Origin of the sequence: Streptomyces sp. NPDC007971 (assembly GCF_042958635.1) — a bacterium.
Classification (GTDB): domain Bacteria; phylum Actinomycetota; class Actinomycetes; order Streptomycetales; family Streptomycetaceae; genus Streptomyces.
Map to the genome: position 1 here is coordinate 435750 of NZ_JBIBJK010000002.1, position 13116 is coordinate 448865.

8 protein-coding genes and 2 pseudogenes are annotated in these 13116 nt (G+C 70.0%); 8 read left to right on the forward strand and 2 right to left on the reverse strand.

From position 1 onward, the window contains the following. The first annotated feature begins 111 nt into the window (after positions 1-111). The 4 genes from ACFZCP_RS05800 to ACFZCP_RS05815 all read left to right on the forward strand — a co-directional run bounded on the left by ACFZCP_RS05800 (position 112) and on the right by ACFZCP_RS05815 (position 3947). Positions 112-1749 (forward strand): NAD(P)-binding domain-containing protein, encoded by a 1638-nt coding sequence (locus tag ACFZCP_RS05800; RefSeq protein ID WP_391424357.1) that lies wholly within the window; start codon positions 112-114, stop codon positions 1747-1749. Continuing rightward, complete coding sequence (locus ACFZCP_RS05805) at positions 1746-2732, forward strand: alpha/beta fold hydrolase (protein ID WP_391424359.1); 987 nt, start codon at positions 1746-1748, stop codon at positions 2730-2732. Before ACFZCP_RS05800 ends, ACFZCP_RS05805 begins: the two co-directional genes overlap by 4 nt. Next, complete coding sequence (locus ACFZCP_RS05810; RefSeq protein ID WP_362680817.1) at positions 2729-3613, forward strand: SDR family oxidoreductase; 885 nt, start codon at positions 2729-2731, stop codon at positions 3611-3613. The genes ACFZCP_RS05805 and ACFZCP_RS05810 overlap by 4 nt, the downstream gene beginning before the upstream one ends. A 94-nt stretch (positions 3614-3707) precedes the next feature. Further along, entirely contained in the window at positions 3708-3947 is a 240-nt protein-coding gene (locus ACFZCP_RS05815; protein ID WP_391424362.1) for a hypothetical protein, read from the forward strand. 333 nt (positions 3948-4280) lie between these two features. Here the strand turns inward: ACFZCP_RS05815 and ACFZCP_RS05820 are convergent, their stop codons facing one another. Then, the gene (locus tag ACFZCP_RS05820) at positions 4281-7883 is read right to left on the reverse strand and encodes a S41 family peptidase (RefSeq protein ID WP_391424364.1); all 3603 of its coding nucleotides are present in this window, start codon (positions 7881-7883) and stop codon (positions 4281-4283) included. A gap of 237 nt (positions 7884-8120) precedes the next feature. Here ACFZCP_RS05820 and ACFZCP_RS05825 point away from each other — a divergent pair, with 237 nt between their 5' ends. The 3 genes from ACFZCP_RS05825 (at position 8121) to ACFZCP_RS05835 (ending at position 11770) form a co-directional block, all read left to right on the forward strand. Continuing rightward, positions 8121-8723: a TetR/AcrR family transcriptional regulator gene (locus tag ACFZCP_RS05825; protein ID WP_362680808.1), complete on the forward strand. Its 603-nt coding sequence runs from the start codon at positions 8121-8123 to the stop codon at positions 8721-8723. A 103-nt stretch (positions 8724-8826) separates the two neighbouring features. Next, the gene (locus ACFZCP_RS05830; RefSeq protein ID WP_391424367.1) at positions 8827-11052 is read left to right on the forward strand and encodes an MMPL family transporter; all 2226 of its coding nucleotides are present in this window, start codon (positions 8827-8829) and stop codon (positions 11050-11052) included. 256 nt (positions 11053-11308) lie between these two features. After that, positions 11309-11770 (forward strand): hypothetical protein, encoded by a 462-nt coding sequence (locus ACFZCP_RS05835; protein ID WP_391424369.1) that lies wholly within the window; start codon positions 11309-11311, stop codon positions 11768-11770. A gap of 96 nt (positions 11771-11866) precedes the next feature. Here ACFZCP_RS05835 and ACFZCP_RS05840 read toward each other — a convergent pair. Next, positions 11867-12103, reverse strand: a pseudogene (locus ACFZCP_RS05840) (ATP-binding protein); the annotation flags it as partial. 171 nt (positions 12104-12274) lie between these two features. Here ACFZCP_RS05840 and ACFZCP_RS05845 point away from each other — a divergent pair. Further along, positions 12275-13116, forward strand: a pseudogene (locus ACFZCP_RS05845) (helix-turn-helix domain-containing protein).

Sequence of the window (13116 nt, forward strand, 5' to 3'; positions counted from 1 at the left end):
CCGCCGGTAACTTTCCTTTCCGCTCCCCTACCGCTCGGTACGGAGCTGCTCTACAGTCCCATTGCGCCAGTATTCACTGGCAGAGTCCAGGCGATGCGTGGAGGCTTCGGGATGGACGAGCACGAGCATGTACGAGTGGCGGTGATCGGGTCCGGCTTCGGTGGACTGGGGGCCGCCGTCCGGCTGCGCCGCGAGGGGATCACCGACTTCGTCGTCCTGGAGCGGGCCGCCAGCGTCGGCGGCACCTGGCGGGACAACAGCTACCCCGGGTGCGCCTGCGACGTCCCTTCCCACCTGTACTCCTTCTCCTTCGCGCCCAACCCCGACTGGCCGCGCACCTTCTCCGGGCAGCAGCACATCCGCGCCTACCTGGAGCACGTCACCGACGTCTTCGGTCTGCGCCCGCACATCCGCTTCGACTCCGAAGTGAAGATGATGACCTGGGACGCCGAGAACCTGCGGTGGACCATCGAGACCGCCCGCGGCGCGCTCACGGCCGACGTCGTGGTCTCCGCCACCGGGCCGCTGTCCGACCCCAGGATCCCCGAGATCCCGGGGCTCGACTCCTTCCCGGGCACGGTGTTCCACTCGGCCCGCTGGAACCACGACTACGACCTGTGCGGCAAGCGCGTCGCCATGGTCGGCACCGGAGCCTCCGCCATTCAGATCGTGCCCGCCGTCCAGCGCGAGGCCGGCCGGCTCACGCTCTTCCAGCGCACCCCGCCCTGGGTGATGCCGCGGATGGACCGCGCCATCAGCGGCGCCGAGCGCCGGCTGCACCGTGCGCTGCCCTTCACCACGCAGGTCAGGCGCGGAGTGCTGTGGGGCATCAGGGAGCTGCAGGTGCAGGCGTTCACCAAGCGTCCCGACGAACTCGGCCTGGTCGAACGGCTCGCCAAGCGCAACATGGCCCGCGCCGTCAAGGACCCGGCCCTGCGCGCCAAGCTCACTCCGGACTACCGCATCGGCTGCAAGCGGATCCTGCTGTCCAGCGAGTACTACCCGGCGCTGGCCCAGCCGAATGTGGACGTCGTCGCGAGCGGGCTCACCGAGGTCCGCGGGTCGACCGTGGTCGCCGCCGACGGCACCGAGGCCGAGGTCGACGCGATCATCTTCGGCACGGGCTTCCACGTCACGGACATGCCCATCGCCGAGCGCGTGGTCGGCGCGGAGGGCATCACGCTCGCACAGGCCTGGAAGAACGGCATGCAGGCGCTGCGCGGCGCCTCGGCGGCCGGGTTCCCGAACTGGATGACGATCATCGGGCCCAACACGGGCCTCGGGAACTCCTCCATGATCCTCATGATCGAGTCCGCGCTGAACTACATGGCCGACTATCTGCGCCAGCTCGACGTCCTGGGGGTCCCCCCAGGCCCTCAAGGCACTGGGGGAGGCCGCGCCGCCCTCGACGCCCGGCCCGCCGCCGTCGACGCCTGGAACCACGCGGTCCAGGAGCGCATGAAGCGGACCGTGTGGAACACCGGCGGCTGCACCAGCTGGTACCTCGACGCGAGCGGCCGCAACACCACCATCTGGCCCGGTACGACGACGGAGTTCCGGCGCGCGACACGGCGGGTGGACCTGGCGGAGTACGAGGTGATCCGGAAGGTCGCGGACAGGCCGAAGGGGGCGCCCGCCGGGGAGAAGGGCGAGGCCGGCTGGGAGAGGAGCAGGGACGCCGGGGAGAAGAGCGAGGCTGCCGGGGAGAAGAGCAAGGCCACCGGGGAGAAGAGCGAGGCTGCCGCATGAGCCGTCTCACCTCCGTGGCCTCCGGCCCCTACGCCCCGCCCGTGCCCGCCCGCGAACTCACCGTCGTCTCCGCCGACGGGGCGCGGTTGCACGTCGAGGTGCACGGGCCCGAGAACGCGCCCCCCGTCGTCCTCTCCCACGGCTGGACCTGCTCGACCGCCTTCTGGGCGGCCCAGATACAGGAGCTGGCGGCCGACCACCGGGTCATCGCCTACGACCAGAGGGGACACGGGCGCAGTCCCGCGAGTCCCGCGTGCACCACCGGCGCGCTGGCGGACGACCTCGAAGCGGTGCTCGCGCAGACCCTGGCACGCGGGGAGAAGGCCTTGATCGTCGGCCACTCCATGGGCGGCATGACGGTCATGGCCGCCTCCGCGCGCCCCCGTTTCCGCGAACACGCCGCCGCCGTCCTGCTGTGCAGCACCGGCAGCTCGCGGCTGGTCGCCGAGTCGCGCGTGGTGCCCCTGCGGGAAGGGCGCGTGCGCACCTGGATCACCGGGCACATCCTCGGATCCCGCGCTCCCCTCGGACCGGTCACGCCGGTCGCGAAGAGGATCCTCAAGTACGCCACCATGGGCGCCGGTTCGTCTCCGCACATGGTCGAGGCGTGCGCACGGATCGTGCACGCCTGCCCGCGCGCCGTGCGCCACGCCTGGGCCGCCGTTCTCGCGGCGCTCGACCTCGACCACGGCGTACGCGAGCTGCACACGCCCACCGAAGTGGTGCACGGCGCGTCCGACCGGCTCACGCCACCCGTGCACGCCCGTGCGCTGGCCGCCGCGCTGCCCCACTGCATCGGCCTCACCGAACTGCCCGGCGTCGGCCACATGACCCCGATCGAGGCGCCCCGGTGGGTGACCGGCAAGATCCGGGAACTGGTCACCACGTACGTCACCGGGAGCACCCCGGGGTCCCCGTCCGAGTCCCCGTCCCCGTCCGAGTCCCGTCCCACCCCCGCAGAGCACGTCAAGGAGGGCGCATGAGCAGGGTCAGCCTCGAAGGTCAGGTCGCCGTCGTCACCGGAGCGGCGCGCGGCGTCGGCGAGTTGCTCGCGCGCAAGCTCTCCGCGCGCGGCGCGAAGGTGGCGCTCGTCGGCCTGGAGGAGGAGGCGCTCAAGGCGGTCTCCGAGCGGCTGCACACCGACAGCGCGTACTGGTACGCCGACGTCACCGACCACGAGGCGATGAGCCGGGTCGCGCAGGAGGTGAAGGAGCGGTTCGGCAAGGTCGATATCGTGGTCGCCAACGCCGGTGTGGCGAGCGGAGGCCCGTTCGCCGACTCCGACCCGCAGGCCTGGCGGCGCGTCATCGAAGTGAACCTGATCGGTTCGGCGGTGACGGCGCGCGCGTTCCTGCCGGTGCTCGTGGAGAGCCGCGGCTACCTGCTGCAGGTGGCCTCGCTCGCCGCCATCACGCCGGCGCCGATGATGACGGCGTACTGCGCCTCCAAGTCGGGCGTGGAGGCGTACGCGCACAGTCTGCGCGCCGAGGTCGGCTACCAGGGTGTGCGCGTCGGTGTCGCGTACCTGTCCTGGACCGACACCGACATGGTGCGCGGCGCCGACCAGGACGAGGTGATGCGCGAGCTGCGGCAGCGGCTGCCGTGGCCGTCCAACAAGACGTATCCGCTGGGCCCGGCCGTGGACCGTATCGTCGCCGGGATCGAGCGGCGCTCGGCGCATGTGTACGGGCAGTGGTGGCTGCGCGGCATGCAGGGGGTGCGCGGATATCTGCCGGCGCTGATCGGCAGTGTGGGCCAGCGTGAGATGCGGCGGTTCGCTCCCCGTTTGCAGGGGATGCGTTCCGGACTCGTCGGTGCAGGTGGGGAGGCTGACGAAGCGGCGCGCTCTACGCACCGTAACTGATCGAAATGCGCCCTGTGTTCCTCCGTGTGAATCTGGTCGAGGCCCCATCTGGAGGCCGAACCCCCACTCTCACTCACCACAGGAGTGAACCCACATGGGTATGAAGGACAAGTCCAACCAGCAGCGCGGTCAGCAGCAGGGTCAGCAGCAGCGCGGCCCGCAGCAGGGGCAGCAGGGCCAGCAGCAGGGCCAGCCGCAGCGCGGTCAGCAGCAGGACCAGCGTAAGCAGGGCAAGCCGGGTCAGCAGGGCGAGCGCGGCAAGCAGAACTACCGTGACATCCAGGACACGGAGCAGGAGATGCGGGACCGGCTCGACCAGGACTACGACGCCTAGTCGCTGCGCTCGGCCTTGGCCGAAATGGTGTGGGGTGCCCCTTCTTTGGGGTGCCCCACGCTGTCGGTTCTGTGTGCTGCGGGTGCGTTGGCGGGTGCGGGGCCGTGGGCTTTTGCGCAGTTCCCCGCGCCCCTGGGGTACGCGTTGTGCGTTGGCGGGTGCGGGGTGGTGGGGGGCTTTTGCGCAGTTCCCCGCGCCCCTTTCAGGGCGCGTGGTTCCTCGCGTTCCTCGTTCCTGGGGGGCAGTTCCCCGCGCCCCTTCAGTCAGGGCAGTCAGGGGTCCCCGCGCTCCTTCAGGGCGTGGCCCCTCTACAGGGTGTGTCTTCAGGTTGGTTCAGGTTGTTCTCGGGGGGAGTTTTGGGCGGGTGCGGTTCGGGGTGTCGGTGTAGTCCGGGGGGACGGCCGCCGGGTTGGACTCCAGGAGGTCCAGGGCCAGTTGGATGGCGTCGTCCATTTCCACGTGGCGGCCCTCGGCCCAGTCCAGGGGGGTGCGCAGGACCTCCAGGTCGGGGGCGACGCCATGGTTCTCCACGGACCACCCGTAGGCGTCGAACCAGGCGGCGTTCATCGGCACCGTGATCACCGTGCCGTCGCCGAGGCGGTGCCGTCCCGTCATGCCGACGACGCCGCCCCAGGTGCGCTGTCCGACGACCGGCCCGAGCCTGAGCAGCTTGAAGGCCGCGGTGATCATGTCGCCGTCGGAGGAGGTCGCCTCGTCCGCCAGGGCCACGACCGGGCCCCGGGGTGCGTTCGAGGTGTACGACACGGGCTGCGCGTTGCGGGTCAGGTCCCAGCCCAGGATGGTCCGGGTCAGTTTCTCGATGACCAGCTCGCTGATGTGGCCGCCCGCGTTGCCGCGCACGTCCACGATCAGTGCGGGCCGCGACACCTCCATGCGCAGGTCCCGGTTGAACTGGGCCCAGCCCGAGCCGCCCATGTCGGGGATGTGCAGGTAGCCGCACTTGCCGCCGCTCAGCTCCCGGACGACCTCCCGGCGTTTGGCGACCCAGTGCTGGTAGCGCAGCGGACGCTCGTCGACGAGCGGGACGACGGCGACCCGCCGGGCGGTCCGACCCCCGTTCCCCTCGGGCGGGACGAAGGTCAGCTCCACGGTCGTACCGCCCGCGCCCGCGAGCAGCGGGTACGGTCCCGTCACCGGGTCCACGGGCCGGCCGTCCACATGGGTCAGGACGGAGCCCTCCCGGATGCCCGTACCGGCCAGCGGTGAGCGTGCCTTGGAGTCGGACGAGTCGCCGGGCAGGATGCGTCGGACCGTCCACCCCTCGTCGCGTCGTGCGAAGGTGGCGCCGAGCAGGCCCTGCCAGCGCTGGTAGTGGCGCGGGCCCTCGTTGCGGCGGGCGGCGGTGACGTAGGCGTGCGAGGTGCCCAGCTCGCCCAGGACCTCGCGCAGCAGGTCCGCGAACTCGTCGGGGGAGGCGACCCGTTCGACGAGCGGCCGGTACTGGGCGAGCACCGCGTCCCAGTCGATGCCGCTCATGCCCGGGTCCCAGAAGTAGGCGCGGATGAGACGGCCGGCCTCCTCGTAGGACTGGCGCCATTCGGCGGCCGGGTCGACCTCGTGCAGGATGCGCCGCAGGTCGATCCACACGGTCGTGTCGCTGTCGCCCGACTCGGTCGACGGCACCGCCCGCAGATCCCCCTCGTCGACCACCACGAGCCGGGTCCCGTCCCCGCTCACCACGAACCAGTCCAGGTGGTCGACGAGTTCGGACTTCTTCGCCTTGGTGATGTTGAAGTACTCCAGCGTCGGCCGCCCGCTGGTGTCGGCCGGGTTGACGAAGGTCTCGCCGAGCGCGCCGGAGATGGGCCAGCGCAGCCAGACCAGGCCGCCGCCCGCGACCGGGTGCAGCGCCGAGTACTTGGAGGCGATGACCGGGAACGGAGTCACCCGGTTCTCCAGGCCCTCCACCTCCACCATCACCGTGCCGTTCTCCCCGGTCTCCTCGTCCTCGACGGGGTCGAGCCCGCCGGCGGCCGGGCGGCCCTCGGGGTTCAGGGCGAAGGGGGAGGGGGTCGCCGAGGAGAGCGGTACCAGGTACGGGCGGCAGCCCAGCGGGAAGGACAGGTCGCCGGTGTGGACGTCGTACACCGGGTCGAAGCCGCGCCAGGAGAGGAAGGCGAGATAGCGGCCGTCGCGGGTGAAGACGGGGTTCTCGTCCTCGAAGCGGCCGTTGGTGACGTCCACTATGTGCCGGTCCTTGATGCGGGCCAGCTTGATCTGCCGCAGCGAGCGCCCGATGCCGGGGTGGGACCAGGCGAGCCAGGAGCCGTCCGGGGAGAAGGCGAGATCGCGGACGGGGCCGTTGACCGACCGGATCAGCTCGGCGACCGCGCCGTTCGTGCCACCGGTGGCCGCGCCGCCCGGGCCGCCGGCGGCCGCGCCGTTCGGGTCAGGAGTGGCCTCGCCGTTCGCGTCAGGAGCGGCCTCGCCGTTCGGGTCCTGAGTGTTCTCGTCGTTCGTGCCGTCCGTGGCCTTGTCGTCCGGGGTACCGGTGCTCGTGCCGCTCGGGTCACCGGCGGCCCCGTCGTCCGACCCCTCCGACCCCTCCGAGCCCTCCCCGTCCGCCCGCGCCTGTTCCCCGACCTCCCCGACCGCTTCCGCCACCTCCCGGACCGCTTGCGCCGCCTCCCCGACCGCTTCCGCCATCTCCCCGACCGCTTCCCCCATCTCCCCGACCGCTCCGGCCGTCGCGTCCGTGGCGTCGATCAGCAGCAGCCGTCCGTCGTGCGAGGCGACGGCCAGCCGCTCGCCCAGGGGGTCGCAGACCATCTCCAGGACCCGCCCCAGCTCCCCGGAGGCCAGGCGGCGCGGGGCGCGGTCGCCGGTGGCACGGGGCAGCTGGGCGATCTCGATGGCGTCCTCGCCCTCGGCGTCCGTCACGTACGCCATCTGCCCGGTCGAGCCGAGCATCTCCGGCAGCCGGACCCGTACGCCCGGGGTGTCGGCGATCGTGCGCGCCGGGCCGTCCCGGTGGGTGAGCCAGTACAGGCTGCCGCGGACGACGACGGCGCTGGCCCGGCCGGTCTCGTCCACGGAGATGCCGTCCACGTGCTGGGCGGCCGGCACCTGGTACCTGCGGCGCCCCGCACGCGGGGCGCCCAGCCGGATGTCGAGCCTGCGCGGAACGGCGCCGGGGGCGAAGTCGTCCATCAGCCACAGGTCGCCCGCGCACTGGTAGACCACCCGGGTGCCGTCGCCGGCGGCCTGCCGGGCGTAGAACGCGTCGTGGTCGGTGTGGCGGCGCAGGTCCGAGCCGTCGTACGCGCAGGAGTAGAGGTTTCCGACGCCCTCGTGGTCGGAGAGGAAGGCGATCCGGCCGGCGACGAACATGGGGGCTTCCAGGTGCCCGCCGATGTCCGGCAGCAGCCGCTGTCCGTGCAGCCACAGCCGGCCCATGGCGCCGCCCCGGTACCGCTTCCAGGAGGCCGGTTCGTGCGGTGGGGTGCCGGTGAGCAGCAGGGTCTTGTGCGCGCCGTCGATGTCGGCGACCTGGATGTCGGCGACCGGGCCCCAGGGCAGCTTGCGGCCGGGGTCGCCGTCGGGGGTGACCATGTAGGCCCAGGTGAAGTAGGAGAAGGGCTCGCCGTGGGAGGCGACGGCGAGGATGTCGCTCCTGCCGTCCTCGTCGGGGGGCATCCAGCCGCGGACCTCGGTGTCGGTGCTGCCCCAGTACGTCAACTGCCGCGCGGGGCCGCCGTCGACGCCGACGAGGTGGATCTCGGGCACCAGGCTGCGCCAGCTCGTGTAGGCGATCCGGCGCCCGTCGGGGGAGAAGCGGGGAGGGCCGGCCTTCGTGCGGTCCACCGTGAGCCGCCAGGCGCGGCCCGGGGTGTCGAGGGCGGTCAGCCAGAGGTCGTCCTCGGCCACGAAGCACAGCAGGTCGCCGCTGAGGTGGGGGAAGCGCAGATAGCTCACCTCCCCATGCTTTTCCGGGGGCGGGGGCCCAGCAACTTGTGGGGGCGGGCCCGACCCCTTATGCGGAACTGACACTCGTGAGGCAGCACACGTACGAAACGGTTTCGTTTCGCTAGAATCTGCGGTACCTTTTACGTGTACGGAACCGTGTCGTTCGAAGCGGTACGTGGAGCAGGATGTGTACCAGCAGCCGAAGCGGCAGCCGAAGCGGCAGCCGAAGCAGGAGGGGTGAGGAAGATGACTGAGATCGCCGCCGTGCGTCGCAGTCGGATCACGCCCGAGCGCGAGGCCGAGCTGTACGCCGCCGTGCTCGACCTGCTCCGGGAAGTCGGCTACGACGCCCTCACCATGGACGCCGTCGCCGCCCGCACCCGGTCCAGCAAGGCCACGCTCTATCGCCAGTGGGGCGGCAAGGCCGAGCTGGTGGCGAAGGCCGTACGGCACAACAAGCCGGGCGGGTCCGCGGACGAGGTCGACACCGGGTCGCTCAGGGGCGACCTGCACGCCCTCACCATGCGTTCGGACGACTGCGAGATGGAGCAGAACTCCGCGCTGATGCGGGGTCTGGCCATGGCGATCCACGGCAATCCGGACCTCCTGCGGGCGTTCCGGGAGCATCTCATCGAGCCCGAGACGGCGGACTTCCGGCGTGTGCTGCAACGGGCGGTCGACCGGGGTGAGGTCCGAGCGGACAACCCGGCGCTCGCCTACGTGATGCACATGATGATCGGCGGTTTCGCCGCCCGCACGATGCTCGACGAGCTGCCGCCGACGCAGGACTTCCTGCTTTCGTACATCGACGCCGTGGTCCTCCCCGCCCTCGGCGTCACCACCGGCTGACCCCTCTCCCCAGCAAGCCCACCACCTGACGTCACCGCTCACGTCGTCGGGCTGATCACCCCTGCCCTGATGAACCCAACGACCTGACCGGGAGTACGCCCTCGTGGCCACATTCCTCTACAAACTCGGCCGGCTCGCCTTCCGGCGACGGCACTTCGTCGCCCTCATATGGGTGGCGCTGCTCACCCTCGCCGGGGTCGGTGCGGCCTCCGCGCCCGCCGCCGGCAACTCGTCGTTCTCCATCCCCGGCACCGAGGCCCAGAAGGCCTTCGACCTGCTGGAACAGCGCTTCCCCGGGATGAGCGCCGACGGCGCGACCGCGCGGGTCGTCTTCAAGGCGCCGAGCGGCGAGAAGATGACCGGCAAGGACAACAAGGCGGCCGTGAACAGGACGGTCAAGGAGCTGAAGAGCGGCTCCGAGGTCGTCTCCGTCGCCGACCCCTACACCGGGCACGCCGTCAGCAAGGACGGCCGGATCGCCTACGCCTCGGTGAAGTACAAGGTCTCCGGCATGGAGCTCAAGGACTCCTCGCGCGACGAGCTGAAGAAGGCGGCGCAGGACGCGCGGGACGCCGGGCTCACCGTCGAGGTCGGCGGTGACGCGCTGCAGGCGACGCCCGAGACCGGCAACAGCGAGGTCATCGGCCTCGCGGTCGCCGCGGTCGTCCTCGTCATCACCTTCGGTTCGCTGCTCGCGGCCGGATTCCCGCTGCTGACCGCGGTCATCGGCGTCGGCATCGGCGTCTCCACGATCACCGCGCTCGCGAACGCCCTCGACCTGGGCACCACCACCTCCACCCTGGCCTCGATGATCGGCCTCGCCGTCGGTATCGACTACGCCCTCTTCATCGTCTCCCGCTACCGCGCCGAACTGGCCGAGGGCCGCGAGCGCGAGGAGGCGGCCGGACGCGCCGTCGGTACGGCCGGCTCGGCGGTGGTCTTCGCGGGCCTGACCGTCGTCATCGCCCTGGTCGGCCTGTCCGTGGTCGACATCCCGATGCTGACCAAGATGGGCGTCGCGGCCGCCGGTACGGTCGCCATCGCGGTCCTCATCGCCCTCACCCTGATCCCGGCGCTGCTCGGCTACGCGGGCCGCAGGCTCAAGCCGGCCGGCGAGAAGAGCAAGCTGCTCGGCGGCGGCAGGGCCAAGAGCGCCGAGAAGAAGGCCCGCCCGAACATGGGCACCCGCTGGGCCAGCTTCGTCGTACGGCGCCCGGTCGCCGTCCTGCTGCTCGGTGTGATCGGCCTCGGTGCGGCGGCGGTCCCGGCCGCCTCCCTCGAACTGGGCCTGCCGGACGACGGCTCCCAGCCGGTCTCCACCACCCAGCGCCGCGCCTACGACCTGCTGTCCGAGGGCTTCGGGCCCGGTTTCAACGGCCCGCTGATGGTCGTGGTCGACGCCAAGGACAGCGACCACCCGAAGAAGGCCTTCACCAAGGTCGGCGACGAGATCAAGGGCCTCAAGGACGTCGTCACCGTCACCCCGCCCATGCCCAACAAGGCCGGTGACACCGCGACGATCACCGTCGTCCCGAAGTCCAAGCCGTCCTCGACCACCACCGAGGACCTGGTCCACGCCATCCGCGACAAGGGCGAGGGCATCACCTCCGCGACCGACGCGAAGGTGCTGGTCACCGGCTCGACGGCGATGAACATCGACTTCTCGCAGAAGCTGAACGACGCCCTGCTGCCGTACCTCGCCCTGGTCGTCGGCCTGGCCTTCCTCCTCCTGATCGTGATCTTCCGCTCGATCCTCGTCCCGCTGAAGGCGGCCCTCGGCTTCCTGCTCAGCGTGCTGGCGGCCCTCGGTGCCGTGGTCGCGGTCTTCCAGTGGGGCTGGCTGTCCAGCCTGTTCAACGTCGAGCAGACCGGCCCGATCATGTCGATGATGCCGATCTTCATGGTCGGCGTGGTCTTCGGCCTCGCCATGGACTACGAGGTGTTCCTCGTGACCCGCATGCGGGAGGCGTACGTCCACGGGGAGAAGCCCACTCAGGCCGTCGTGACCGGCTTCAAGTACAGCGCACGGGTGGTCACGGCCGCCGCGATCATCATGATCGCCGTCTTCTCCGGCTTCATCGGCTCCAGCGAGTCGATGATCAAGATGATCGGCTTCGGCCTCGCCGTCGCCGTCTTCTTCGACGCGTTCATCGTCCGCATGGCCATCGTCCCGGCGGTGCTCGCACTGCTCGGCAAGACGGCCTGGTGGCTGCCGAAGTGGCTGGACCGCGTCCTGCCCAACGTCGACGTCGAGGGCGAGGGGCTGCGCACGCCGGACGAGCGCAAGGACGCCGACCCCGACGGGGAACGGCAGCTGGTACACGTCTGACGTACCGCCAGTGAAAGACCGCCGGTGAGGGATCCGTGGGGACGGGGCACCCTCACCGGCTTCTTTTATGTCCCCGTGATGCATTCCGAATCAATAGCGGAGTTGGGGTCTGGGCGTGTAAAGCTGCCCGGGGTGTCGGATTTCCCTGGTGCTGCCACTGGGGTAAATGGTGTTCAGAAATACGCTACGTCTAGTCCTGGCCGGGTGGGGGGATCCGGAGTAGATTCATCGCCTGGTCGCTCGAAAGGAGGTGAAGATGTCATTCTTGATAAACCCGAGCTTTGAGGGCAAGGAAGATCACTGGGTCCGCATCAACTATCCCAATTCCACCACCCTCGAATTCAATCCTGTACTGACGCCGGCCGGGCAGCCCGTACCCCCCAAGTCCGGCAGCCTCTACCTGTCTCTGACGTCCTCGCAGGCAGCAGGTTCCGTCGGGCAGGATGTAGTCATCCCCGAGCGCTTGGCGGCGATCTCTGCCTTCGCATGGGTCCGCGCAGGCGACGCGGGTTCGGTCCGGGGAGCGCTGAACATCTGGCAACTGGATACGGACCCCGACCGGGCCATGTCCGCACCGTTCGTCGCCGACGGTGAGTGGTCTCTTGTCACGAGCACCCTCGATTTCCCGAATCCGGCCGATCGGAAGACCATCCGCATCGAGTTCTACGTCCTGGAGCCGAACAAGTCTCTGCTTGTCGACAGTGTGAATGCCTTCTAGAGGGCATCGATTTCCAGGGTGGCCCCGAACCATTTCAGGCATGCCGGTTCGGGGCCGCTGGATTTCCCCCCGTTCAGCAGGAACGGTAATGCGGCGTCAATGGGCTCGGGCCGGCCGACTCCGGCCGCCGTCTCCGTGCAGCCTCACCTCGGCCCACACCGTCTTGCGCGGGTGTGGGCCTTGTGCGACGCCCCAGCGGTCGGCCAGCGCCGCCACAAGGAGAAGGCCGCGGCCCGACTCGCCGTCGGGGGCCGGGCATGCGTGGTGGGGGAGAAGGTCACCGCGCGTGTCGGTGACCTCGATCCGGAGGGTGTCGGCGACGACGTAGAGCGTGGGGGATGACGGCGGCGGTTTCTTTATTCACGTCACTCAGCGTGGCCGGTTCTGCTTACGCAAGGGAGTGATGACGCCTGTGCGTAGCGTGACTGTCCCGGCTTTGTCCTGGGCTGTCTCGGCTGTCCCGCGGGGCGTAGGGGTACCGGTGCGCGGTGGAGGTGTGTGAGCGTGAACGAGGGTGTGGACGAGTCGGGTTGGGACGTCGAGCCCGGGGACGAGATCGAGCCGCTGGTCCAGGCGGTGGGGCATCTGCTGAAGGTCTGCCGGGAGGCGGCCGGTATGCGGGCGGCCGACCTGGGCGAGGTCATGGGCTACGGCGAGGACATGATCCGCAAGATCGAGCGCGGGCAGCGGATTCCCCGACCCGAGTTCCTGGACAGGGTCGACGGGATCCTGAAGGCGCAGGGGGGCATCTCAGGGCGTTCATGAAGGACATGGAGAGGGCTCGGTATCCGAAGAAGGTGCGGAGGCTGGCCGAGATGGAGGCGCGGGCGGTTGAGCTGCTGATGTACGGCAACCACAACATCCATGGCCTGCTGCAGACCTCGGAGTATGCGAAGTCGCTGTACGAGATTCGGCAGCCCCCGCTCTCCCAGGATGTGATCGAGCGGGAGGTTGCTGCGCGCATGGCCCGTAAGTCGGTCTTCGAGCGGGACCCTGCACCGGCGCTCAGTTTTGTCCAGGAGCAGGTGACGTCAGAACGCCCGCTCGGAGGGAAAATGGTGCTGCGTCGACAGCTCGAACACCTGCTGGAGGTGGCGCAGTTGCGGAACGTGTCGATTCAGGTCATGCCGACCGATCGCGAGGAGCACGCAGGAATGCACGGCGTGATCGAGGTGCTGAAGTTCGGCGATGGCACAGGCATCGGGCGTTCCGAGGGCGCGTTCAACAGCCGCCCGATCTCGAACCCGAGGGATCTCAGGGTCCTTGATCAGCGGTATGGGATGATCCGGGCCCAGGCTCTCCCGCCGAGGGAAAGCCTGGCCTTCATCGAGGAAGTACTGGGGTGA